This is a genomic window from Sphingobacterium kitahiroshimense (genome assembly GCF_025961315.1).
GTDB classification, from domain to species: domain Bacteria; phylum Bacteroidota; class Bacteroidia; order Sphingobacteriales; family Sphingobacteriaceae; genus Sphingobacterium; species Sphingobacterium anhuiense.
Genome location: NZ_JAOQNK010000001.1, coordinates 837,993 through 864,202 on the forward strand (window position 1 = coordinate 837,993; position 26,210 = coordinate 864,202).

Below are 26,210 nucleotides of genomic sequence, written 5' to 3' on the forward strand. Positions count from 1 at the left end.
TTTACAAGACTTTTTTAATCTAAAACTCTTATTTTATTTTGAGATAATCTCCTTTTTCATCAATATATTTCCAGACTGCTTCCTGATAAACCAGCAACGGGAAGATGTTTTGCTTTGTATCTAAAGGTGAATCGAAGAAGGTGGGTGCATCAAATAAGATTTCTTCAAATTCAATAGGCACGATTACATTTCCTTTAGCATCCGATATGCCAAATTTGTTATTTTTTTGAAGCAGAAAATAAGTTCCATTCTGAAGGGCCCGAATCTGTGTGTATTCAACCGGTAACACCTCTTTTCCTGTGGTAAGATCTCCCAATCCATACAGATATTCATTACCGTTTACTTTTGGTAAAAAGACTGAATTATTAATAAACACAGATTCTTCGTGGTTTAGCCTAGAATTTGTGAGATCATATGTCAGGGGAAAGATCAATGCTCCCTTTTTATTGATAAAACCCATTTTAAAAACCAGTGCACGGCTGTCTGAGTTTTCAGATCGACATACCATAGCGGCATCGCCCCGGAAATCAAATGCCCAAACATATTTCGGTGAGACGATTACCTCACCCGTATTGTTGATATAGCCATATCCTTTTTCGTTGTACAGCAAAGCCATGTCACCTTTAAAGGGCAAGATCACCGTTTCCTTACCGGGATCCTTTGGCAGATAACCTTCTTTTACATAGGTTACACTAAATGCTCCTTTGAATTCTTTTTTTGCCTTAATATCATAAAGAACCCCGGTTTTGTCATTTTTCGACACTAATAGAAGATTGGGATTATTGATCGGATAAACAGATTGATAATCAAACGCCTGCAGCTCCATGTCATCCATATTGAGTAAAAGGTATTTTCCTTTTATATCTTTTATTAAACAGTATTTAACTCCTATGGTGTCTATTCGTTGAATAGCTGTCTCCAATATCTTTTTTCCTGCAAGATCATACAGATCACTACTCTGATTATCCATATCATCTGCATCTTTTTTCCGGACATTGTTTGCTTTTATAAGGTTTCTATTCCCGAATTTCCCCATAATAAAGCTATCGTAAACGGGTGGAATGATTTCCTTTCTGGTATCTAAATCGTAAATGCCCATTTGTCCATTTTTGATGAATGTCATCAGATTTTTCGGCGCATCATAGAGTTCGGAAATCCCTTCAAAATCGCTTAACATCAGGTGTCCATCTTGATCAAATAGGCTGGAGATTTTATTTTTCTCGGTAATGATATATTGCTCTTTTGGTTCGTTGTTCTTAAACTTAAAAAGATCAATCTTATAATATTGTGGCTCAATATAGATGTTTGTATTGGCAAAATACAAACCATAATATGCGCCTTTTTTAATCTTAAAAGTAGCTAGGTTATTACTGCCGGATGAGTAAAAGTAATCATTGACATGTGTTATTTCTCCATTCTCGATTTCGAAAAGCACCTTCCGCGTCTTATCCATCAGATAAGACTTTTGCTGTTTTTTAACAACAAAATAATCGTCGTATACTTTTATATCATCATATTCATTTGGTATAATAACTGACCCTGTTAGGTCTGAAATTCCTTTTTTATGCTGTTTTGTGGTCAACAGATATTCTCCATAATAACCTAAATATGAATTATCGTTAGGCAGTTCGATATTATCGAAATCAAATGGTATTTTCAGATCACCGTCCTGCCCGTATACACCATACTTGTTATTTTCTTTTACAAGTAAAACACCTGTTAATATTTTGGCATCAACAAACTCTCTTTTTGATGGTATATGTATGATAAGCGGTTGTCCATTTTTTGAAAAGGAAGCCACCCAGTTATCACTCCGCATATTCCAATGTGCATGCTCGTATTTAAATGGAACGAGCACTTTTTCACTCCAATCCATGACTCCCCACTTACCATTTTGCTGTGCATATACATAGGCTGAACCATTGCCACATCCACCACAATAATCAAATGCATCATAGCCCTGACTGGTCGTTACTTTATTTTGCAATTTACTGTATAAATACCATTTCCCATTTTGTTTAACATCAAAATATTCACCATCTAAATATCCGATATCATCGAAATAAGGTAAAAAAGTTTTATCAGCTAAAAATAAGCTGACCTTTCCATTGCGCTTTACCTTCCAGAACTGCCGAAATTCGATATCAATATCATCGTAGTCTGCTGCTAACAAAAGATCTCCTTTTGGCGAAATAATTCCGATTTTTCCATTTTTCAGATACTTCAATACACTTTTTGGAAGAAAATCTGCTTCCTCTTTAATCTCACGTTGATAATCTTGTACTGAATACGCATCGTTAAAACTTACGGGGGTAGTTTCTGCAAGTTCAATTTTCTCCCCATGCACATTAATATAATAAACCCGACCTTTATCTGTTATTTTCGCGAAGCCATTTCTAAAAGGTGCCATACGATCTTCTTCAACATATGAACTGCTTATTTGTGCTGCTGCAGGATTTGAAAAACAAAGTGTTGCAGCAAAACAGCATGTAGTAAGTATAAAATTCAAATTCTTGTATTTTAAATATGATGAAAATGATGTCATAAGCGATTATATTTAGATTAATAAGAGCATTCTTTTGCTTTTATGGAATACTTTTGACCATCTTTCCCAACGAAGTAATACCAGTCACCCTCTTTTACCAATAAGGGCCAGGTTTTTTGATCTCCTTCATAATTCCTACGAATATCATCATATAGGGGCGCTACAAGGATATTACCAGCCCAATCTGCCAATCCATACTTGCTCCCTTTCGCAAAGGTAAAATTAGGATATGCACTACTTGTCTCTATGTCATGGTATTCTGCTCCTAAAATAACCGTACCGTCTCGTCGTACTAACATCTGGCTATCTTTTCTAGCAAAAACTAACATTTCAGCATCTGCGCCAGCGGCATACACTTCATTATACTCAAATGGAACGACTGTTTTACCTTCCAAATCAATCATTCCTTTCAAGTATTTGAATCCACTAGAGGCTTCTTTGTTTTCGATCTTCTTTGCTGCAACAGCATATCCATCGTAAAAACAATCAACTTGATCAATGCCCGTAAATCTTTTCTCCTGACCTAAGGTATCAATAAAAAGATTTCCTTCTCCCGCATATATCTTTTTCAGCCCAAAATAAAACCCACTCAAAGTATGCTTATTATAATTGGGGAAACGAATAAGGTGATAATTACCCTCTACCTTCCATGAAGGGTTCGCATAGATCTTCGTACCATCAAAAGTGGTCAATTGATAAACACCTTCTTTCGTTTCGATCTGCAGAAAACTGTCATTCACCACATGTACATCGGTAATATCAGCTCCTAATTTACGAAGCTTACGTTGTTTGATATCATAGAGTAAAAACTCGTAATTATAATCGGCAATCAGTTTCCGCAGTAGAAAGAAACGGTGATTCAGTAATGTAATATACTGTTCATGCGCTGCAAAAATAATCTCGTTTTGATCCAGATCAAACAATCCAATTTTTAATGCAATACTTCCTTCTTCTTTTCCTTCTGAGAATACAATAAAACGATTCGCGAGATCGAATTCGTTTTGTACTGCTTCTTTGGAATATTGATAAGAATCATTAAATGTGTATTGAACTGGTAATATTTCGGTTCCAGTTTCATCCACAATTCCAGATTTTAGTTCGGAGTCTACAAGAAAGAATGACTTACCTCTGTAATAGTGAAATTGTATATTCTTGTATTTACCACATGGGATAATTGTTTTTCCGTTCCAGCTGTACAGCCCTTTTTTTCCAGCCTTCGTGACTTCTATAAAATAGGGTGCCTGGTTTATCTGCTGCTCATAAATTAACTTCAATCTGACATCTTCTGGAGGTTTTCTGGCCAACATTTTCTCGGTTAATGCATCGGAGCCGGTGTCATATTTATGATGGCCATTTGCCGCTAAAAATCTTATCTCCTCAAATTGAAAATCCAAAAGTGTTTTTCCCTGCATATCAACCACTCCGTATTTACCGGATTTTTTGGCTATTCCCAGATTTCTAATAAAAGGATCCAATGATTCAAATGCAGGCGATACAATTACTTTTTGGGTAGTGGGATCAATAACTCCAAACAAGTCTTTTTGCTTAAATATCAGAAGCTTTGATCCTTTAATTGCTTTATAGTCCGTATTTCCTGAAAGTAATATGGTACCTGTAGTATCCATTAAATAAAGCTGTTTATTTTTTGTTCCCTCAATATAGGTCTGCTGCCCCCCTACGATATACCTTAAATAGTCATCATACTCGACGGGGATGATAACTTGCCCGCTAGCTTTGGCAAGTCCACTTTTATCCGCCGTGCGAACCTCCACATACTCGTCAGAAAAAAATTTTGTGATATATTCATATTCAGGCTCATGTACTAATTTACCATCAGAGGCTGAAGCCCAGCCCCAAAGATTATTTTTGGCAATTCCAATACTATTTTTATTAATAACTGTGGTATTCTGAAATTCTAAGGGAATAATGATGTTGCCCTTATCATCAGCGACTCCGGTTTTACCATCTTTTTTTAAAATGATGTATTTGTAATCGTATGGTATTCCCGCATACCACTGTCCTTCGTATTCCGTAGCGAGCTCAATTTCATCATAATCGATAGGAACGACCATGTTTCCCTTATCATTCAAGACACCATAATGCCCCTTCTTCACGACAACAAATAGATCTGCATCATGTTCTTCCACATCATCTATGAAATGATTGCCATCCAGATGATAAAAATATTCTTTTCTATCTTTTTTGACTTTTACTAAAGGAGACATCGAACCTCCGAAGCCTATCGCATCTGCAGTCTGAACTGTCTGCGAAAAACCTAAAACAGTTGATAATAAGAGTGAAAAAATAAGAATATGCTTCATTGATAACCCGTTTCTCCAAATATCTAGATTTTCAACCGAAAAATACACCCCTGAAATCCGCTAATTTTATTCTTTTAACATCCTCATAATTAATGGCTGTATATCATTGTTCAAAAATAAATCGTTAATTTTATACATACAGTATATATGATGTTAAAGTTTTCTAGTCATACATACAGGTTTAACATCGCTAAATAAAGAATAAAACTATGCTAACAGCAATACATCCGAAGTTACCTATGCGCGATAAATCGCTAACAAAAGACTATTATGTCAAGCAATTAGGTTTTGAAACTTTCGGCGACCACGACTATGAAGGTTATTTAATGCTTTTCAAAGAAGGTATTGAAATTCACTTTTTTGAATTTAAAGAACTTGATCCGAAAGAAAATTATGGCCAGGTTTACATTAGAACGGACAATATTGAGACCGTTTATCAGCAGTTCTTAGACAATAATGTCGCTATTCATCCAAATGCTCCTCTGGAAATTAAATCGTGGGGGCAAAAAGAATTTTCGTTGCTCGATCCTGACAACAATCTATTAACTTTTGGACAAGGTGTCGATTGAATTTATAATACAATTTAAAGCTCAATCCAATTATTATCTTTTCTTATCACCTCATTCAACCTTTCTTGAGCCGCTTTTCTATCCTCAGCAATACTTCCGCCATTTGATTCCATTATGGAAAGCATATTTTTTTGATAGTACCTTCTATCTTTGAACAGCTTATCTTTGTTGATTTTTTTAATTTCAACATTTTCTTTTTTGTTTAATTCTATATCCTCGTCTACATTTTGAATAGACTGAAATTCAAATTTCCATGTTTTACTTGAATCTTCTAATCTTAAAATTAGTCCCGGTAATTTCCCGAATTTGTAAGGCCCATCCGATATTGGAATTTCTGTTGAAAACCAAGCTGTCCAATGCCTACCGCCAAAGTCTATTTCAGCTTTTTGACAAAGAAACTGATCAATGGTAATTGTGTCTGAAGATAATTTCCAACTGTCCATTGCTGTAGCAGGCTCTGTATAATAATTTATTTCTTTAACATGATTTAAATTGCTGCCTGAATATTCATCATAGACTTTGATCTGTCCAGTATTAGATTTTAATATTTGATAATTCAGGTTATTGATCTTTCCAATTGTCATAACCACTGGTGCAGAAAGTTGGATAACTTTATTATTAATATAAGCTGCATAAGTGGCATCTTGCTCAGCTTTATGAAGTGTTCTAAATAAAGAAACCGTATCTGATAACAGCAACTCGGTCAACTCGGTAGTTTTAGATGCTGTATTTAAACTATCCATTTGAAAAGTCATATTATACAGTACCTTTTTATGTACTTTCAAACGATCAGATTGGGCATAAATAGCCGTACTGAAAAGCAATGCAACAGTTGAAACTGATAATGATAATAATTTTACGCGTTTATTTAAGTTCATATTTATGTGGAGTATTGATTGAGTCTACTTTCTAAACACATTGAAAACATTGGTTTTTTGAAGTTAACAATTTCTCCTGTAATGACAAAATTATTTACCACATAAAAAAGTATGTACTAGGGTTAATAATAAGATTGTTAAAAATAATAAATTCTAGAATAAAGTAACAAAAAATTAATAATCAATAGGGGAAAGCTTTCAAACTGAGGGTAAAGTGTATGACTATAAATCAAATATTGCGGAAAGCTGTACTATAAAAGTGTTTTAGAATTATGTAAATTGAAATTGTTTTATAACACATCACATCATGTACAGATACAAAAGTAAGCGTTTTTCACTTAAAGATTTGGAAGAAATTATGCATAAATCTCAACATGGAGATTCAGATAGTCAATATTTACTTGCAAATTATTATGATGATGCATTATGGATTGATGAAGAACCCATCTTGCAACAAGATAAAAAAGAAGCATTCGATTTAACAGAAGCGGCCTATAGGAATGGTAGCAAACAAGCTATGATAAGCTACGCCAATTATTTATCTGTTGGGTATGCCTGTGACAAAAACGAAGCGCTAGCAAAAAAACTATATAAAGAAGCGATTAAAGCAAATGACTGTTTAGGTGCTTTTAATTTAGCTCGTTTGTATACTACGAATGGGAAATATAAAAAAGCATTTGAGTTTTATCATCTAGCGGACAATATGGGTAAATATTGTGCATTAGAAATAGGAACGTGTTATTATTATGGAATTGGAACCAAGCAGGACATTAAAAGGGCAATTTGTTATTATAAATCTATTTTAAGGTTAGAAAAGTATTATTCCGCCTACGAATTTGAAGAGGCTAATTATATATTGGCAAAATTGTATTTGGAAGGAATTCACTTACCCAGGTCTCTTTCAAAAGCAAGAAAACTCTTAAATATGGCTAACATAGACCGAGATCACAGAAGTGCCCAGAATATCCAAGCGATGTTAAAAAATTCCCATAACTCCTACTGATATGGTGTAGATAAGGATTATGATGAGGAAAAGATTTAAGATACAGATCAACATTGAGGATATCGCAGCTGATCTGTATAATTTAATGACTAATCTTCATCATGGTCTTCTCCAGCTAGCGAGAACTTGATTGATTTTTGAGGATAATCATCAAAACTTTTTCTACTGGTATTACCAATTACTTTTTTAAGGCTTACTTTATCTCCTAATCTAAAATGAAGTTCTACTAACTGATAGTCCAATAAATATGGACCACAAAAGTAATTACCCTTTTCGTCTTGCTCAATTATTCCTTGATATAGCCCTCTTTTTGTTTCTCTTGGCATGTTATTATATTTATGGGACAAAGATACGAAGAGTAAAGGCATTTTAAACTATTAACACAAAAGATAATAATAAATGGTCTGAATTACATGATCATCCTATTCGTCATGATCTCTGAATCAGAGTTGTGCTTTCAACATATCTAACGATAATCCCTGCATGCTGGTGATCGTTTCGGAATCATAGCTTCCATCAGGTTTTAGCATAATATACGAAGGAAAACCACCTTTATTAAATAAATTCATCGCTTCGCTTGTCACCTTTTCATTAACAAATACATGAATACCGGGCTGCTCTATTTCAAGCACTTTATTTTTCCATTTCTCTTCACTTGAACGGGATGATGTGCAGATATAGACAAATTCAATTGGTAAATCAGCTTCTTTTGCTTGTTTATGTAGCTCTTTACTATAAGGCATTGCTTGAATACATGGGATACACCAGGTTGCCCAAAAATCAATTACAACAACTTTATTTGGAAATGTAGATTTCAAATCTCGCAAAAAATCAGCCCCAGATTGATGTTCATCAATATAAAGTAATGCTCCAGATCCGGTTTTTAATATATGTTTTCCAAGCGTTGATGCAACATTTTCTTTGACATTTTCTTTAACAGTTGATGCCTGGTTGATTGAATCAATTTTCTCAATCTTACTGTTCAACATGGCAATCTGAGATCGTACATACTCGCTAGACCACTTGAAATGCAGGGTCGTTGCTAATTGTTTATAAAGATCACGCTGAAGTTTAACATCTCTATCTTCTAGCTGTAACTTGATTAAATCTGCGTAAGCTGCCGGTAATATGCTATCGCAGTAATTAGCAAGATTGACAGGACTATATTTTTGACCGGTAGTTTTAAAAGAGGATCTTACATAATAATTCAAAAATTGTATATATGTGCGTGAGTTATTTGATATCGCGTAAACAGGAGTCAGTAAGTCTTCTATCTGTTTTACTTGAATATTGTTTTCAAGGAAATATTTCAATTTTTCTTCATAATAACTGGCCGCTGTTTCACTTTCAACTAAATATTGATAAGTATCGCCATATGTAGTATAGAACATGTCATTAACACGATCCTGAACAGCAAATAAGCTATCTAGATTGGTTAAGAATGCTGTATCTTTTTTATTTAGATCCTGCAATTTCGTTGAAAAACTTTCATTATGTTTTTTATCGAATAATATATAATTATTCATCACCTCATTTTTTTTACCATCTTTACCACCAAAAGTAACTCCTTCGTCATTCCAGTAAACAAATTTCTTTTTCAATTTGTCCAGATCGAAAGTGAGCTCCAGTTCTTCATTTAAATAGATACAGATATATGCATATTCTCCAAACGTGAACCATATTTGCTGATTCATTAATTTATCTGGTATGACAATACTAAAAGTGCCATCTAGAGCTACTTTGGTTGTATAACTTGATTGAAAAGGATTTCCCGCATTCACGATGCTATATTTAATCGTAATTCTTTCGAGATCGGGCGGGCTTGCATGTAACACTCTTCCCTTTATCTGAGCTTGTACCTGATGAGTAGATTGTGTATCAAAAGCCGCATCTGTAAGTGGCATTGGATGAGTTTTTCCCTGAGCAAATAAAGCTATTGGAAAAACGATGCTAAAAAAGTAAATAATAAGAGTTTTCATGGTTTTATAATCTGGTTTAAAATTTGATATACATATTCTTTTTTCTGTCTGGCAATCGGTACCAAAATATTATGTTGCATATGAACTGCCGGATTATCTCCTTTGGTATACCCCAACACATGCTTCGGATTTATGAGATGGCTCTGATGTGTTCTTATAAATCCATATTGACTTAACATTTCATCGTATTCTTTAAGGGTCTTACTGATCACAATTGGTTCTCCCTCCGACAGGTAGATCTCGGTATAATTATCATCTGCACGACATCGAACAATTTGAGCGACGGGAATATACCGGGTTTCTCTTCCAGTACTTAAAGCAATTTTATCTTCATCATGTTGCTTGTTATTGAGATTCTGGATTAAGTTCTCCAGATTGGCATTGTATTTCTTCTGCCTAATTTTTTCAATGGCTTTATACAATGCTTCTTCCAACTCTTGTATATTCAATGGTTTGAGCAGATAATCCAATGCTGAAAACTTAACAGCCCGAATTCCAAATTTATCATAAGCCGTTACAAAAATCACTTCAAAACTACGCTCTCCTATTTCCTGTAACAGATCAAAACCATTTTTTTGAGGCATTTGAATATCTAGAAAAATTAACTCCGGTTGTGTATTTTTTATCAGTAAAACACCTTCGTCAGCATGGGTAGCTGTACCGACCAACTGTAGATTATCCCTATACTTTTCTAAATAAGAACTTAATATTTCGATGTTGTTTACCTCATCGTCTATAATTACATATCTGATCATCTTCTTAATTTTTAGAAATCCAGTTAGAAATCAGGATACAGACCTGAGTTTTATTGTTAGTAGTCTTAATCTCAATATGAAATATATTTTCTGGATAAAGCTTATTAAGTAAATCTAGACGTTCTTTGCTCAATCGAAGACCATATCCACTTTCATTATTTTCAACCGTATAATCAAATCCGGCTCCATTATCTTCGACACAAATACGCATGGTCTGTCCGAGCTGATCAATGATAATACTGATCATACCTGTATTTCCTAATATAGCGATACCATGTTTTACGGCATTCTCAACTATAGGCTGTAATAACATAGTTGGTATTTCAATGAGATCTGCATGAACAGAAATTTTATTTTCTATCTGATAATGAAAACCAAATCTTAACTGTTCCATTTGTAAATAATCATCCAATAATTGTAATTCTTCACTTAGTGGGTTCATTTCTTTTTCTGCATTTTCTAATGTTGCGCGAGTAACCGATGCAAATTTACTTAGGTAATGATTGGTTCCGATCAAATCATTCTTTTGAATCAAATTTTGAATGGAATTGATAGCATTGAACATAAAATGGGGATTTAACTGTGCCTGAATATTCTTGATCTGTAGTGTAACCGCCTGCTTTTGCTGCTGTACTTGTTTCATCTTTCTCCGACTTCGAGACCTCATCATGAAGAATCCAGCGCATACCATAATTGAACCGGCTAAAAGATAGGGCCATATGATAGGCCACACCGCTTGTGTGGTCTTTATTGCTGTCGGCACTATTCGATAGGATATGCGCAAGATCTCGCTATCTTTATATTCCGAAAGATCTCCGGTTTTATGCACCAGCAGTTCATACTGACCTACTTCATTCAAATATTGATTTGAAATGGTAAACTTGTCTAACTGTGTCCACCACTCCAGACGAAGTGTATCCACCTGACCATTGCTATTTTTAATTAAATGAATGGAATATGGAACGGTCTCATGCTTGTCAAATTCTAGATCAAATTCAGTAATACTATCTTTCTGAAAGGTCCATCCTACCGGAACTCCAGTATGCGTATCATAGGATTGAACCTGCCCCTTATTCAAAGAGTCGTTTAATACATTGAAATACCCATATTCTCCTGATCCTCTTGCTACCAGCTGCTTCAGTACGGGGTGATTATTTTTACGCCAGTCAATGATATAACCATCTCTGATGCCGTAATTCTTCTTATTCCTGACCTCTACAAGGATCTGTTTTCCGGGATAATTAAAAGTGCCTATAGCACCATAAGGAACTTTGGCTCCATACTCCATTGACAATTTAGGTATCGAAGACCAGGGTACTAGTTCGATGCTATCATGCTCTACGACCCGGTAGACATAATCCTTATAATTATCTTTATTAATCCCCATTGCGACAATGATAGCATCGGAACTATCGGGTACAATATAACTATAGTAGACTTTGGATATGTTTTGAACAGGTGCCGTAAAATAGTTTTTAAGTTTAGGGCTCAATTTTATACCAAGCAATATTGGGGAATTGGGAACATTATTCAGGCCAGCTCCAGGTAATTTTACTTTATTATCAAAATTACCATAGACATGCCATAAATATTTAGCTGATTTGACATAGACGATATCATTGCGTACCATCATCCGCTTATCTGTTGAAAAACCATGAAAATGAAAATTATCTCCGAAAAAGTAGTCATTCCCCTGCTGGTCCTGTGCCCAGGTTTTAAAAAATAAAAGTAGCAGCAATAATAAAAGTGTTCTTTTCATTTCTATTGGTTTATGGATCGAAAATGCTCAAATTATTTGGAATGAAAAAGCAAAATGAGCAATTGGCAGGATGTATTGAGTATCTGGAGAAAAAAGTAAAATATTCCTTTAAAGATTTAAATCCTGATCAATTAAATATCAAGACAGACATCCTATTTTTTTGCATTAATTTGTTATATTTATAAAGTGTAGAGCATGCTCGAAAGTGCCTTGTGAGAAGTACTTAAAAAAATAAAATACCTTAAAGAGCGCAAATATAGACTATTTATAAGATTAATTCCGTAAACAGATGACTATACGAAATACCTTCCTTTTTTTAAGTATAATCTCCTTGGGATGTACAAATCAAAAGACTAAAGTAAACGATAAAAAGACAACTGATAGCTTATCCAAAGTGACAGATAGTTCAATAATCGGCAATTTAACCGCCATACAACCGGTTAAAACTGATTCCACTCTGGGAAAATTATTGATCCGTACTTTTGAAGGAAAAGCTTCTTCATCTTCGCAATACACATTAATCGTTCTAAATCAAGAATATAGTGGTGATGGACAGTTCTCTATCAGTATCTATGATAACAGGAATAAAAAATTGGTCGTAGCACAAGGTAAAAGATATACGTTACGAGGTGAGAATGACACCACACTATGGCAGTTTGTAACGAATGATGATAAATATAGTTTTGAATTTTTAGTTAATGCGGCTGACTCAATTACATTGGTCAATAATCCTTATAGTCAAGATAACCCTATTTTAAAAATGATTTCAAGTGAAAAAATAACGAACTAGTATATTGGGGCACCGTAAATTTAATACACTACATACTCAGTTCTTTCTTAATCAATAAGCTTACGTTCAAATATCTGCTTCTGGTTTGTTATCCAGCCGTTTTCTCTCTATATTTTTTTAAACTCAGTCCATGATGGCGTTTAAAAAATTTATTAATATGACTTTCATCCGCAAATCCAAATTCATGTGCAATCTCATGAACTCTTTTATCACTAAACCTTAATCGATGTTCTATTAAGCGGATCCGATAGGAAGAGATATACTGTTGTATAGATTCATGACATTGTTTACGAAAATAGCTTCCGAGATAAGTGGAAGATAGTCCAAATTTTTCGGCCATTACTCCTATTTTTAAAAATTCGGGTTGCCGTATATTTTCCTGTATATAATCCAATAATTGCAGTATGCGTGTATCTGCAGTCTGTGAAATATGCTCTGGTTTAACAATCGCAATATTCCTTGCTGCTAAGACAATAATAGCATTGACCAGATGTCTTCTCAAATCTTCATTATAATGCCCATGCTCTTCGCATGCCTGTTGAAGATTTTGCATCAGCAAGCTGACCATCTGCTTGTCTTCCTTATTGACGAGCACAGATCCCGACAAATGAGAGGCATTGTATAATAAGCATTCTATATGGTCGATGCTTTTCCATTGATATTCTTTTATGTAGTTTTCGCCAAAGCGTACGACCATAAACTCATTCATTCCATCGAGATCAAATTCATGACAATCATGTGGTGTCAAAAGAAATAAGTCTCCTGGAAAATAATCAAATTTATTTCCATTGACACCGTGTTTTCCTTTGCCGGAGATAACATATACGAGTTCAAAGAAATTAAACTGTCGATCACGTAAAGGACATACTGAAACTTGTTCGTAAAAAACTTCTAAGGATTGATAGATATTTTCTCTTGCCATGATGCAAAGGTACCCAAATAACACTTAATTGTACCTGTTTTCACCTCCTTTTTCAGTCTATTTTTGCTAATAAAAATTAAGATATGAAGGCAATTGTGTTAGAAAAATTTGGCGAGGTAGAAAATCTGATTTATAAGGATATTGAAAAGCCTATATTAAAACCGGATGAAGTACTGATTGAAGTAAAAGCAATTGGTGTCAATCCTGTGGATGTTAAGGTCCGCAGTAGACAAGCTCCTCTTGCAGAAGATTTAATCAGGTATGATCCATTGATCTTGGGATGGGATGTTTCTGGAGTGGTAATAGAGGTTGGAAGTTTGGTTAAAAAATTTGGGATTGGTGATGAAGTATTTGGAATGGTCAATTTCGTCGGACATGGACGTGCTTATGCTGAATTTGTTGCGGCACCAGAATCGCATCTTGCCTTGAAACCTAATCGGATCAGTCATATTGAAGCTGCTGCCAGTACTTTGGCTGCATTAACAGCGTGGCAAGCATTTACCACATATGGAAAACTGCGCACTCATGATGTCGTATTGATCCATGCCGCATCTGGTGGCGTTGGTCATTTCGCAGTACAGATAGCAAAATATATGGGCGCTTATGTCATCGCGACATCATCGGTACAGAATCGTGATTTCTTGCTCAACATAGGGGCTGATGAACATATTGATTACAACTCAACGGAATTTGAACAGGTCCTTTCGAATGTCGATTTTGTACTGGAGTCACTGGGGGGTGCTAATTTTCAAAAGTCAGTTCAGGTTTTAAAACCTTTTGGCACTATCGTAGCCCTGCCATCGGGACATACGAAAGATGATGAGTTAAAAGCTCGTGAAAAAAATCTTCACGCCTGCTTTTTTATGTCTGTCTATAGTGATGGAGCGGCTATGCAACAAATTGCGCATTTATTAGAAACGGGTATTCTGAAACCTCATATCTCACATGTTTTCAATTTTGATCAGATGAGAGAAGCGCATCTGCAAATTGAATCTGGGAGAACGGTAGGTAAAGTGGTTGTACAATTTTAAAGCAATTTGAAATCTTGTTGGGGAATATAGATCCAGAATTATTAGAGGCTATTGCTGCTAGTCCTTACAGTAAAATAAAATATGAATATCTGCTACAAAACGATCCTACAAAAATCAGAGCGGAAGAACTACGTTTGTCTTTAAACGAAGAGCCTTTGATTATACCAGAGCAATTACTTGTTGAAAATATGCTAATTCCCTCTTCCCAGTCTGAAGAACCGATACGTTTGAGAATCTACAAACCAAAAGCTAAGCAAGATTTACCGGTATTGTTATATTTTCATGGTGGCGCATTTATATATGGAACTCCGGAGCAGTATGATTTTATACTCTTTGAATTAGCACTTGAAGTGGGTATGCTTATCGTTTCTGTCGATTATCGATTAGCTCCAGAATATCCTTTTCCTGCAGCTATTGAAGACGGCTACGATACCTTATTATGGCTCTATGAAAATGTGAGCAAACTGGACGGAAATAAAAATATGATCATTATCGGTGGCAGCAGTGCAGGTGCGACAATCGCTGCATCGATTACTCACCTAGCCCGGGATAAAAAGAATAAGATGATCCAACATCAATATTTACTTTATCCTCCTATGTGCGATACGTTGAAGAGTCCATCGATGGACAGTTTAGCAAAAGCACCGATGCAAACAAAAATAGCGGCTACATGGATGTGGAAGCATTATTTATGGAACGTAAGAACTCATGTCCCCAAATACGGGGTGCCATTGCATGAAGTTAATTTTCATCATTTACCCCATGCGACCATCGTTGTCTGTGAATTTGATCCTTTAAAAGATGAAGGAAAATTGTACGCGGAAAAATTATGTTTAGCTGGCACTTCGGTCGAATTATTGGAAATAAAAGGTGCAGTACATGCCTTTGATTTTTTCCCTTGTCTATTATCGGAAACCTTTTATGCACAGCAAATCGAACTGTTTAAGAAAATTATCAATCAGAAAAAATGAAAAAAATAGTTGTTATCAACGGGCATCCGGATAAATTAAGTTTCAATAGTGCTCTGGCAAATGCTTATATCAAAGCGGCGAAAGAATCAGGTGCTGAAGTACGTTATATTGCTCTTGCCGATTTGGACTTTAATCCTAATTTACAATTTGGCTATAGGCAGAGAATGGAACTGGAGCCCGATCTGCTCCAAGCGCTGCAAACCATTCAATGGGGTGAGCATCAGGTATGGATTCATCCACTCTGGTGGCTCGGCATGCCTGCTCTGATGAAAGGTTTTTTTGACCGAGCATTTCTACCCGGTATTACATTTAGAAAGTCTAAACAGGGTCTAAATGTGGGTTTACTTCAAAACAAGACTGCTAGAATCATAACCACAGTGGGTGATCTAAACCTAAAAACTTATAAAGAGGTTTATGGATCCAGTGGATTGATTCAATTAAAAAATGGTATTCTTGAATACTGTGGTATCACTTCGATTCAAAGTAGTTTTATTGGACCTCTTGAAAATTTTGATGAAGCTGATCGATTGAAAGCATTAAACGATGTTGCAGATTTAGCGATAGATGATGCAAAAGCGCTACCTATCGGCATAGTAGCTGATGATAGCATCCCATATATTGGATGAACACATCATTAAAAAGCTCATCTGTATTTTATTGCAGATGAGCTTTTTAATGATGGTTATACATAACCTACCTGAATCAATGGTTTAATGATGCATAAGCCCCCACTGTTTATTTGGTTCAGACCCCATTTCTAGGACAAGCTCTCCTCCTTTCAGAAGCTCGGAAGCATCAAAATAAAATGTATCAAGTTTCTTTCCATTCAGGGTTGCGGCCTGCACGTAGATATTCTGTTTGCTGCTGTTATTGGCTTTGATCACGAATTGCTTTCCTCTACCGTATCGGTTATCCAGTTTAATTTTGATCTCTTTGAACATGGGGCTTCCAATTTCATATACCGGATTGCTTCGCGTACCTCCATCCATCTGGAATAAACCGATTGCAGTCATGATATACCATGCACTCATCTGTCCTTGATCTTCATCACCGAGATAGGCATTGGAAATGCCTTGTCCATAATACCTTTCGGCGATAGAACGGCTATATTTTTGCGTGAGCCAAGGTTTGTTCATGTAATTAAAAATATAGGCAAAATGCATCGATTGCTGATTACCTTGTACAACGGGGTAATCCCAGTATTGATCATTTGGCCCATTATAACGCCATTTTTCACTTTCTCCAAATCCCCATTCCAATCGCTTTAACAGCACATCTTCACCGATCCATTTGGAAAGCCCAGGTAGATCCTGAGGGACAAAGAAGGTTAATTGCCATGCATTACCTTCTACGTAATGATGGTTTGCTCCAGATTTGAATGGATCAAAGTCTTTTAACCATTCGCCTTTTGAATCTTTCATCCGGGCATAGCCGGTTGATGGATCGATTGCATTTTTCCACCAGGTTCCCCGGTCATTAAAATATGCATAATCGTCAGTTTTGTTTAATGATTTGGCAAATTGACCTACCGTCCAGTCATCATAGCTATATTCTAAACTATTGGAAAAACGGCCCAGATCTGATGGTACATATTTATATTTTAAATACACATCCAGATCTCTATTGCCCGCAAATCCTCCTTCAAATTTCAGCGGGCTGGTCATCTGCATTTTCTTAACGGCTGTAAAAGCCTTTTCTACATCATAATCACGAATTCCCATCTGATATGCTCCGACGATCAGCGGAATTTCATGTTCTGCAACCATCACTGGTATATACTCCATTCCTGCTGGTCCCTTAGCTAACCAGCCGTCGGCATCGTACATCGCTAATTGTGATTTAACCCATTTGTTTGACCATTCAGGAGTCACCAAATTCCAAAATTGATTCAGATTCCAAAAGGTATTCCAGAATGCATCACATCCAAGTGCTAGATCATTCTTGTTCGTGAGTGTACGAACTACTTCACGTGAATCTCGCCATTGCCCGTTAATATCGCTAAATGTGTTTCTACTGGCAAGTGCACGGTACATATTGGTGTAGAATTTCTCTTTCTCCAAATAATCGTCGGAGGTGATTTCCAAGCGGTCGAGTAACTCATTCCAGACATCGTGTTGATGTGCTACAACCTGATCGAAAGACCATTGAAAAGGTTGGGTGATTTCCTGATGCAAATTCTCTTCGGCATTTTCGATACTAACATAGGATATGCCTGTGCGCAATTGAACTGTTTTTTGTTTCCTGACATCAAATTCAACAAACATGCCGGCTTCTGTCACCTGCTTACCTTCGCCATCTTGGCCAGAACTGACCTGGTCACCTTTCCATGTTCCGAAGTTGATAATGGGACGATCAAACTCGATTGCAAAATGAACAATGTAATCTTGTTTTGCATCGGTAGACCACACATTTTCAGATAGCTGACTGCTATACCCAATGATCTTAGTGTCTGATACTTTCTTTAGTTTATAATCTAAAATCTGGTAAGGATACTCGCCGTTAGCTTTGAGGTCGATCATCACCCGGCCTGTATCGGATCTGTTGAAAGTATAACGTTGAAAACTTGCTCGCGTTGTCTGTGTGATGTCCACATCGATATCGTGATCGGTCAAATTGACGTGATAGGATCCTAATGGAGCACGTTCGGTTGTCTTATCAATCTGTGAGCGATATCCTGATTCGGGGTCGTATTGATCTCCGACCTTAACCTGCAGTTTTCCTGATGTCGGAAAGGTTCCTAACCCTCCCATTGTCCATTCATGGATATGACTAAAGGAACCGATCGATTCTATTGAGGGTTCATAACCTGCCTGCCAACCAATATTTTGATTATCAGGACTGATCTTCACCATACTAAATGGCATCCAGGGTCCCGGGGCAATCATCCATCGCGAATGAGCTGTACCAATCATGGTATTAACATAGTCGGAGGCACCTCCAAGTCTTTTCTGTTCTCGTGTCACCTGCAAACGATCTGTTAATTTATCATTGATGTAAATTTCACATATACTTTGCTTTCGTTTTTTTACGGGATCAAGGGGAACTTCTAGCATGGATAAGCCCTTGTCTAAACTTCCTTGATAGACGGATTTACCATCTATAAGAACCCGGATACGCTGGGCATTTTTTAGACGAAGCACCTCTACCAAAAGATTCTGCACACGTCCTTTAGGACCATTAGATTCGAAATCAGCAACCTTGATCTGCTTTACCAAAGCATCATAATTTGTGATCAATTTTGAATTTGCCGGCCCTAGCAAACGAAAAGAATCAAATTCAACCCATCCACCTTTCAAAACTGTTAAAGTAATATGGTTATATCCTGCGCGAATTACAGACGGATCAGGTTTTATGATGAGCTTCTTCTTCCCCAAAGCTCCAACTCCAGGTTGTCCTGTACCGGCTCCATTAGTAATATCATAATTATAATTTCGACCATTAATAGATAGCTGCAAGGTTGGATGATTTTTAGGATCCGAATTCACAAGGTCTACTTCCAATACATAAGGCTCATTGCCAGATGCTTTATCCAAAGCGTAATAGAAATTAAGGAAATGAGTCCGTAAACCTGAAGTAGGCCCTGTACCCCCCCACTCGTTTGCGGGCCCTGGAAGAACATAGGGCAATTCCGTATTTAGCTGGCTTTGACCAATGATCACCTGTCTGTCTTCATATCCCATATCATGAGCCAAAAAATTCTTATAATCTCCTGGTGCTAATGCAAATTCTGCACTCGAACCATCAGGTTTACCCAATTGCCAAATTACATTTTGCTGTGCTAAGGCCTCCTGTCCAAAAGCAAGAAAAAATAATCCTGTTGCTACTAAAAATTTATTTCGTTTATTCATACTGTTTAGTTTATTGGTTATCCTTAAAAAAATATCTGCTTTCTGATCGAATTCAAAAATGGGATCACACGAAAATATTCAATTAAAAATAGACACAATCATCACTGGTTTAAAAGGTAATTATTTGACAAGATTTAAAATAAATATCGATTTTTCAATCGATGCCATGCAGGTATAATTAAAATTTAACTACACTTAATATGCATCACGCGTCTCATCTATAATACAATAATAAAACTTTGTACGTACATATGCAAGGATAAATATTAGATTGTACATACATACTTATAAAAATTAAAAATTACAGCCTTTTATTCATACTGGATTAACAATGGAATGGGTTTTATTCCTTATCTTATTGTCCAAAACCGATTATAATGAAAAGATTCTTCTTTTGCTTACTATGTATACCTTTTTTTCTACATCAAACCTCTGGACAAATTGCTATTGATCGAAAAGCAGTAGTAGATAGACATCGGATTGTAACCAACAAACTTGATCTGTTGAGTCCAGCACAGGTTGGTAATGGTGAATTTGCTTTTGCAGTGGATATTACCGGTTTACAAACATTTGTACCATTTAACACTTTATCAAACTGGAGTTGGCACAGTAGTCCTTTACCACAAGGTATGAAGGAAAGTGACTTCAAAAAGACTACTCTCAAAACCAATGGCAAAGATGTTCCTTACGATCTTCCAAATCCAAAACAGGAACAACTATCCAACTGGCTTGCAGCAAATCCGCATCGTTTCAATTTAGGACGTATAGGTTTCAAACTAATTCGAAATGATGGTAAACTGGCAAATCGGAATGATATTTCACATACCCATCAAGAAGTTGATCTCTGGACAGGAATCATTAGCAGCAGTTTTGTATTTGAAGGTATACCAGTCCATGTTAAAACAGCTTGTCACCCAGATAGCGATGCAATTGGGGTATCGATTGAAAGTGCACTTATCGGGAAGGGGCAACTTGCCGTTTTCTTTGCATTTCCTTATGCCATAGAACAGGGGTATGAGAATTACCTAGGTGTATATGATGGCGGTGATCAACATACCTCCACACTTCATAATTTAGAAAAAAATTCTGTACGTATAGACCGTACAATGAATAGCACACATTATAGCGCTTCCATTAAATGGGCGACTGATGCTCAGATGATAAAGACAAAACAAATGCATCGTTTTGAACTTATACCCAAAGATACAGCAAAACTTTCCTTCACTTGTTTCTATTCAAATCAAACTAACGATATTCAGATACCCATCACTTCAAACCTTTTTGAAGAAAGTGAAAAATCATGGAAAGCATTCTGGAATTCTGGAGCTGCTATCGATCTATCTGAGAGCAAAGATCAGCGATGGAAAGAGTTGGAACGGAGAATTGTACTATCGCAATACCTGATGCGACTAAATGAGTCGGGCTCTTTACCTCCACAAGAAAGTGGTTTGGTCAATAATGGCTGGTTTGGTCGCTTCCATTTTGAAATGATTTGGTGGCATGGCGTACATTATGCGCTCTGGAACAGATGGGCATTGTGGGATAAAAGTCTTTCGACATATCAAAATTTTTTAAAAACATCAACAGAAAGGGCACTCAATCAAGGATATCAAGGAGTACGCTGGCCCAAGTGTACTGGTGATATCGATCGAGAATGGCCAGACTTAATTCATGCGACACTTGTATGGCAACAACCCCATCCCATTTATTTTGCCGAACTCGATTACCGATTGCATACGAACAAGGAAACATTAACGAAATGGAGAGATGTGGTATTTGCAACTGCAGATTTTATGGCAGATTATGCTTCGTATGACAAAACAAAAAATCAATTTGATTTAGGTCCTCCTCTATACTTAGTATCGGAAAATTCTGATCCATTAGTAACCAAAAACCCGACATTTGAATTAAGCTATTGGCGTACTGGACTACGCTTAGCACAACAGTGGCGCGAGCGACTTGGCATGCCAATAAATAAAAAATGGAAAAATGTACAGGATAAACTCGCCCCCCTACCTCAAAAAAATGGCTTATATGAAACTTATGAAAATATACCAGACATGTGGGAAAAATATAATTACGAACACCCTGGACTAATTGGTACTTATGGTATGCTTCCTGGAGATGGTGTAGATCCAGAAACGTTCAAACTTACACTTAAAAAAGTGTTGGAAACCTGGAACTTTGATCGCACATGGGGATGGGACTTTCCCATGCTAGCTATGGCTGCCGCTCGTTGTGGCTATCCGGAACTGGCGATCGATTTGCTACTACACCCTAGTAATAATTTTCAATTTGACCAGCATGGTTTAGCTACCGGTGGTCCATTTCCCTATTTTCCATCAAATGGTGGATTACTAACTGCAATTGCCATGATGGCCGGTGGTTGGGATGGTTCATCCTCAAAAAATCCTGGATTCCCTAAGGATGGAAATTGGTCAATTCGTGCCGAAGGATTCAATCCTTTACCAGCACTAAAATAATAGCGAAATAAAAATCTCCAATCACTGTCGGCGGAAATCAAGAAAGCCAACAGTGAAGGAGATTTCCAAAATACAACAAAAGGAATTATACCAAGAATTCCTTCAGTTGTGCTATATCTGTTATGGTATAGTCTGCTGATGAAGTTGAATGAAGCGGTTGTTCCTCCCAACCTTTTCCATTCAACCAAAGTGTTTGACAACCGTTCACTTTTCCTGGTTCCATATCTTTGGTATAGGAATCTCCAATCACCAGACAGGCATTTGCAGGTATACCTAAAGCTGAAACACCTAAAGTATAGATTTCAGGGTTAGGCTTACGTACTCCAACTCGTGCAGATTCGACAACTGCCTCAAAATAATGCAGCAACTGATAATGCTCTAAAACATGTTCCAGATTTCCATAAAAATTAGATACCATCACCATTTTATATTGTTTCGATAAAGTATCAAGTAATGGCCTAACGTGATCAAGGCAATCTTCTACTAGTTTATTGCAGGCATTAACAATTTGCAATCCGACACTATCTACCTGAGAGGTCATATTTAAATATTCAAATTGTGCTGTTATCTTAGCTAAAAGCACATCTTTAAAATTAAAAAGTGGCTTTATAATAGGATTTGTAGCCATTTTTCGTTCAGCATATACATATGCATCGTAGAAACCTGACTTATCGGTCGCTACTCCATAAAATTGATAATATTCCCAAAAAACAGCTGCCCAATGTCTTCCATTGGTATCCAATGTTCCGCCGTAATCAAATAATAATCCCTTTATACCTGTTATTTTCTTCATCTTAATTTATAATCTTTGCGGACAATACTCATCCAAATCAACCCTATACCAATCCAAATAATTTCACGGATACGGGTTGCCAATCCCATAAATATACCTACTGATGCCGGGAAACCAATACTTGTGACTGCCATTGCCAATCCTCCTTCACGTGTACCCAATTGCATAGGTAGAAAAAAGATCAGGTTAGCGAAAAGCGAAGATCCTGAACTAACTATAAAAGCCTGAATCACACTCATATCGAGTCCCAGTGCTACTCCAATAAAATAAAGTTCGGCGCAACCGACAACCCGAGCGAAAAATTCCCAAAAGAGTGCTACAAAAAATTGTGGTCTACGCTGTGTATATAAATCTTGGATCTGCTGATCAACATGTTCGAGTACTGTTTTTTTATCTTCATAAAATGTACGAGCGTACTTACCTACAAATGGAATCTTTTGAAAAAAGCGTACGATAGTGACTGTAAATCCCCGTTTATAAATTTTTGAGAAGGACCAAAAAATACCGAGTCCAAAGAATAAAATAAATAAACAGACGATCAGCATGCTCGCACTTAAGGGCACTACTGCTAGAATCAAAAAGATGGAAACCAGCCAAAAAACAATATGCGATAAAATATGCACCATACCGTACAGCAGCACCGAGGAGCTCGCTTTTGCTTCTCCCAAATGTGGTTTCAATTCCATGATCCGGTAAGGTTCGCCGCCTAAAGCGACAAAGGGTGTAACATAATTAATGCTGTAGCCACTTACTGTCAACTGTAGAATTTTGATAAAGGGCAGTTTCGTTTCAGGAACGTTCGGTTCTTCAATGATTGATTTAAAAGCAAAAGCATTCATTACATAGATCACCAACCAACTTAGCAAAATGGGCACAAACCACCACCCGGTCTGCAACAGATTGTTCCAAATATTTACTGGACCAATACTGAAAATCATATAAGCAAGTGTAGCTATTCCAATGATCAAGAAAATAAGCTTATATATGTTTTTCATCATATTGATTTGTCGCTAATTGATCGATGAAATGAGCACTTACTTGCTCCTGCCTTTTACACATATAGATCAGTATCGGATTTAAAATAAACATGTCAAAAAAGAAATATAACCAGACCTGATCAATAAAGATCCATAGAAACAAAAACAGTACGCGTGTATTAAACTGTACGATATTGGTATATTTCATCAATGGACGGTTACGGATACGAAATGCGTTGACAAATGATGCTGGCATCTGGTCGGCATACTTACGCTTAACCATCTGCAATAACTGTTGCAGTTTTGGCGAAAAATTCTCCTGCATGGTGGTATAATTCTTATAACCATTCAGTACGAATTTTTGAAAGAAGTCTTTCTTCCAGCTCATTTTGTCCAACTCTGCTTGAAGCTCTTTCGAATTATCTAGTTCACTACCTGCTTTTCCCTTTATAAAATACAAATGGACATTGCGATAATAGTCAGCCATTGCTGATTGAAATACATGGGATACTCCAGCTAGAACACCTGGTACCCAAATCCAGGCAGACCAACCTTCATTCATACAGCGTAAACATAAAGCAATATGAATGGCCGCAAACCAGAAATCACCCGCAAATCCATCTAAAATTCTTCCGAACCGACTTTTATTGTCAGTCATCCTGGCCAACTGTCCATCTGCACTGTCTAAAGAATTGGCAAATACCAATAATAACATGCCGATGATATTGATCCATAAATCACCGTAATAAAACAGAATCCCGGCTCCTACACCAAAAAATATACTGGTGATCGTCACGGCATTGGGTGTCACTCCTATTCGGGCACAAAACTTAGCGATACGGTAACCTATCGGCCTGTAGAACCAAATATCGATTCGCTCTTCTGTGTCATTCGATTTGAGTGACTGTTCAAATAATGTATGTTCTGATTTAGACATAATTCCGATCATCTTTATCTTCTTCATTAAAGATCATCCGATCTATAAATTCAGAAAATTTTCCAAAAATATGAGTGGCTATTGCTTCTGCGGCCTGCTCTCTGCAAGGCGCAAAGCTTGGCCAATCGTTTAAATCTATAATATGAAAATTTCCATCAGCTTGTACGATAGCATCTCCACCATAGATAGTGACTCCCAAAACTTCAGCTGCTCGTTCCGCTGCCTGTTTCAAAGCCTCATTATCAAAAGGGTAATGTGCTGTTGCACCGTTTATTTGCTCATAAGCGGCATATTTATGATGATTTAGATCATAAGGATGAAACCAATAGAAAAAATCGGTTCCAGAGACTGCATAAAACTTTACCAAATCGCCAAATAAATGTTGCGATACGACAGCGTCATCAATACCACGCAAAGCATATTCTGCCAATATATTATTTGCTTCGTCCTTAGTGCTTACAAAACTGACATCTTCCTTATGAACGGCATGAAAATCGCCTCTTTTTATCCATATACCCGGTAAGCCATAATGATCAAACAGGTCTCCTATATCATCGTGGGTATTAACAACTACACTCGCTGGATAAGGCACATCATTTTCTAACAGTTTTTCAGTCATAATAGTCCGATAGCAGCTCTGGATTCCAAATGATGAGTTGATAATCAAAACGCCATTACGCTCCAGCTCTTGCAAATAACGCACTAATGCTTTGGATCTTCCCATTGTGATAATGGGTTCTTTTTGATAACCTTTCAGAGAAAGAAAATCATCTTCTGTTACCTGGGTGATATTGACACCTTCTTTTTCCAGTAATCCGATTACTGCTTGAAAAATTGCTGTATCATTATTAACATGATTTGGCGAGAAATCATTTTTCCTTAGTATTGCGTATACTCTCATGATTGGCTCTTTTGCTCCATTAAAAAATATTCAGCCGTCTCCCTGTCATGTAAATGATCCACATCAATAATTTTGGCAAAAGGATACGCTTTGATCATAAATCCTTTATCGATAAGGAATCGCTGATAATTTCGCATGCGCTGATTGCCTGCTGCTAAGGATTCAACAGCAGCCTGCATGGCCTTCTTTCGTAAACAATAAATACCACCCGATACGAATGCTGCCTGCGGATATTTGTTATCTGAAAAACAAACAATTCTATTATCGCTATTTACGGTCACATATAAAGGGCTTTCGTCATCAACAAAAGGAGTAACAGCAAATAATCCGTCCATATCTCCCTGTTGAAATGCCTCTACATATTGGCCAAAGGTATCCGGTTCAAACACCGTGTCTGTTGTTGTAAGACAGCAGGAATCCCAATGGGGAAATGCTTCTTGCAGAGCAACAAAACTATGTAAGGAACTCACGGTATCTTTGAGCAACAAATGAATAGGAATTTTAAATTCATGTTTGACCAAAAACTTATGTAATTCTTTATTCTTTCCGTTGATAATAATGAAAACAGATCTGGCCCCCTGCGCGGCAAAAATATTGATCAGTCTCTCGATCATCGGAACACCTAACAAAGGCAACAAAGGCTTTGCTTTTTTAAATCCTTCCTTCTTTAATCGCTGCCCTTCACCGGCAGCTATAATTGCGTACTCCATCTTAATTGATAAAACCCTTAAAGTATTTAAAAATACTT

At 36.7% G+C, this 26,210-nt stretch carries 21 protein-coding genes; 7 read left to right on the forward strand and 14 right to left on the reverse strand.

The genetic code is table 11. The features are described 5' to 3' along the window. Window positions 1-28: 28 nt before the first annotated feature. Both M2265_RS03725 and M2265_RS03730 read right to left on the reverse strand, forming a co-directional pair. Window positions 29-2,509 (reverse strand): WG repeat-containing protein, encoded by a 2,481-nt coding sequence (locus M2265_RS03725; protein ID WP_165905815.1) that lies wholly within the window; start codon window positions 2,507-2,509, stop codon window positions 29-31. A 53-nt stretch (window positions 2,510-2,562) separates the two neighbouring features. Beyond that, the gene (locus M2265_RS03730; RefSeq protein WP_132767698.1) at window positions 2,563-4,866 is read right to left on the reverse strand and encodes a WG repeat-containing protein; all 2,304 of its coding nucleotides are present in this window, start codon (window positions 4,864-4,866) and stop codon (window positions 2,563-2,565) included. A gap of 209 nt (window positions 4,867-5,075) precedes the next feature. On the opposite strand from M2265_RS03730, the gene M2265_RS03735 reads away from it, so the two are divergent. After that, window positions 5,076-5,435, forward strand: coding sequence for a bleomycin resistance protein (locus M2265_RS03735; protein WP_132767697.1), 360 nt, complete (start codon window positions 5,076-5,078; stop codon window positions 5,433-5,435). 14 nt (window positions 5,436-5,449) lie between these two features. Here the strand turns inward: M2265_RS03735 and M2265_RS03740 are convergent, their stop codons facing one another. Further along, window positions 5,450-6,313 (reverse strand): GLPGLI family protein, encoded by an 864-nt coding sequence (locus M2265_RS03740; RefSeq protein WP_132767695.1) that lies wholly within the window; start codon window positions 6,311-6,313, stop codon window positions 5,450-5,452. Window positions 6,314-6,620: 307 nt separating this feature from the next. On the opposite strand from M2265_RS03740, the gene M2265_RS03745 reads away from it, so the two are divergent. Then, window positions 6,621-7,316 carry a tetratricopeptide repeat protein gene (locus M2265_RS03745; protein WP_132767693.1) on the forward strand — a complete coding sequence of 232 codons (696 nt, stop codon included), beginning with the start codon at window positions 6,621-6,623 and terminating at the stop codon, window positions 7,314-7,316. Window positions 7,317-7,405: 89 nt separating this feature from the next. Here M2265_RS03745 and M2265_RS03750 read toward each other — a convergent pair whose 3' ends face one another. The 4 genes from M2265_RS03750 to M2265_RS03765 all read right to left on the reverse strand — a co-directional run bounded on the left by M2265_RS03750 (window position 7,406) and on the right by M2265_RS03765 (window position 11,809). Next, on the reverse strand, window positions 7,406-7,642 hold the full coding sequence (locus M2265_RS03750) for a hypothetical protein (protein ID WP_132767691.1): 237 nt from the start codon (window positions 7,640-7,642) through the stop codon (window positions 7,406-7,408). Window positions 7,643-7,759: 117 nt separating this feature from the next. Beyond that, window positions 7,760-9,295: a TlpA family protein disulfide reductase gene (locus M2265_RS03755; protein WP_132767689.1), complete on the reverse strand. Its 1,536-nt coding sequence runs from the start codon at window positions 9,293-9,295 to the stop codon at window positions 7,760-7,762. Next, the gene (locus tag M2265_RS03760; RefSeq protein ID WP_132767687.1) at window positions 9,292-10,050 is read right to left on the reverse strand and encodes a LytR/AlgR family response regulator transcription factor; all 759 of its coding nucleotides are present in this window, start codon (window positions 10,048-10,050) and stop codon (window positions 9,292-9,294) included. Before M2265_RS03760 ends, M2265_RS03755 begins: the two co-directional genes overlap by 4 nt. Before the next feature lie 4 nt (window positions 10,051-10,054). After that, window positions 10,055-11,809: a sensor histidine kinase gene (locus tag M2265_RS03765; RefSeq protein ID WP_132767685.1), complete on the reverse strand. Its 1,755-nt coding sequence runs from the start codon at window positions 11,807-11,809 to the stop codon at window positions 10,055-10,057. Between the two features lie 289 nt (window positions 11,810-12,098). Here M2265_RS03765 and M2265_RS03770 point away from each other — a divergent pair, with 289 nt between their 5' ends. Beyond that, entirely contained in the window at window positions 12,099-12,599 is a 501-nt protein-coding gene (locus M2265_RS03770) for a hypothetical protein (protein ID WP_132767683.1), read from the forward strand. 88 nt (window positions 12,600-12,687) lie between these two features. Here M2265_RS03770 and M2265_RS03775 read toward each other — a convergent pair whose 3' ends face one another. Beyond that, entirely contained in the window at window positions 12,688-13,521 is an 834-nt protein-coding gene (locus tag M2265_RS03775) for an AraC family transcriptional regulator (protein ID WP_207902335.1), read from the reverse strand. Window positions 13,522-13,604: 83 nt separating this feature from the next. On the opposite strand from M2265_RS03775, the gene M2265_RS03780 reads away from it, so the two are divergent. Genes M2265_RS03780 through M2265_RS03790 form a run of 3 tightly spaced genes read left to right on the forward strand, consistent with a single transcriptional unit; the run spans window position 13,605 to window position 16,149 of the window. Further along, complete coding sequence (locus M2265_RS03780; protein WP_132767681.1) at window positions 13,605-14,552, forward strand: NADP-dependent oxidoreductase; 948 nt, start codon at window positions 13,605-13,607, stop codon at window positions 14,550-14,552. Between the two features lie 14 nt (window positions 14,553-14,566). After that, on the forward strand, window positions 14,567-15,523 hold the full coding sequence (locus M2265_RS03785; protein WP_207902334.1) for an alpha/beta hydrolase: 957 nt from the start codon (window positions 14,567-14,569) through the stop codon (window positions 15,521-15,523). Further along, window positions 15,520-16,149 carry an NAD(P)H-dependent oxidoreductase gene (locus tag M2265_RS03790; protein WP_132767677.1) on the forward strand — a complete coding sequence of 210 codons (630 nt, stop codon included), beginning with the start codon at window positions 15,520-15,522 and terminating at the stop codon, window positions 16,147-16,149. The genes M2265_RS03785 and M2265_RS03790 overlap by 4 nt, the downstream gene beginning before the upstream one ends. Before the next feature lie 84 nt (window positions 16,150-16,233). Here the strand turns inward: M2265_RS03790 and M2265_RS03795 are convergent, their stop codons facing one another. Then, window positions 16,234-19,371: a GH92 family glycosyl hydrolase gene (locus M2265_RS03795; RefSeq protein WP_132767675.1), complete on the reverse strand. Its 3,138-nt coding sequence runs from the start codon at window positions 19,369-19,371 to the stop codon at window positions 16,234-16,236. Between the two features lie 377 nt (window positions 19,372-19,748). Between M2265_RS03795 and M2265_RS03800 the strand changes: the two genes are divergently transcribed. Next, window positions 19,749-21,854, forward strand: coding sequence for a hypothetical protein (locus M2265_RS03800; protein ID WP_132767673.1), 2,106 nt, complete (start codon window positions 19,749-19,751; stop codon window positions 21,852-21,854). Window positions 21,855-21,939: 85 nt separating this feature from the next. On the opposite strand, the gene M2265_RS03805 is transcribed toward M2265_RS03800, so the two are convergent. From M2265_RS03805 to M2265_RS03825, 5 genes are read right to left on the reverse strand one after another with little or no spacing between them, the layout of a single operon-like run. Continuing rightward, window positions 21,940-22,647, reverse strand: a complete 708-nt coding sequence (locus tag M2265_RS03805; RefSeq protein WP_132767672.1) for an HAD family hydrolase — start codon at window positions 22,645-22,647, stop codon at window positions 21,940-21,942. Further along, the gene (locus M2265_RS03810) at window positions 22,644-23,645 is read right to left on the reverse strand and encodes a lysylphosphatidylglycerol synthase transmembrane domain-containing protein (RefSeq protein ID WP_132767670.1); all 1,002 of its coding nucleotides are present in this window, start codon (window positions 23,643-23,645) and stop codon (window positions 22,644-22,646) included. Before M2265_RS03810 ends, M2265_RS03805 begins: the two co-directional genes overlap by 4 nt. After that, window positions 23,626-24,561, reverse strand: coding sequence for a CDP-alcohol phosphatidyltransferase family protein (locus tag M2265_RS03815; protein ID WP_132768925.1), 936 nt, complete (start codon window positions 24,559-24,561; stop codon window positions 23,626-23,628). The genes M2265_RS03810 and M2265_RS03815 overlap by 20 nt, the downstream gene beginning before the upstream one ends. Beyond that, window positions 24,554-25,462, reverse strand: coding sequence for a hypothetical protein (locus tag M2265_RS03820; RefSeq protein WP_132767668.1), 909 nt, complete (start codon window positions 25,460-25,462; stop codon window positions 24,554-24,556). Before M2265_RS03820 ends, M2265_RS03815 begins: the two co-directional genes overlap by 8 nt. After that, window positions 25,459-26,172, reverse strand: coding sequence for a nucleotidyltransferase family protein (locus M2265_RS03825; protein WP_132767666.1), 714 nt, complete (start codon window positions 26,170-26,172; stop codon window positions 25,459-25,461). The genes M2265_RS03820 and M2265_RS03825 overlap by 4 nt, the downstream gene beginning before the upstream one ends. Between the last annotated feature and the right edge of the window lie 38 nt (window positions 26,173-26,210).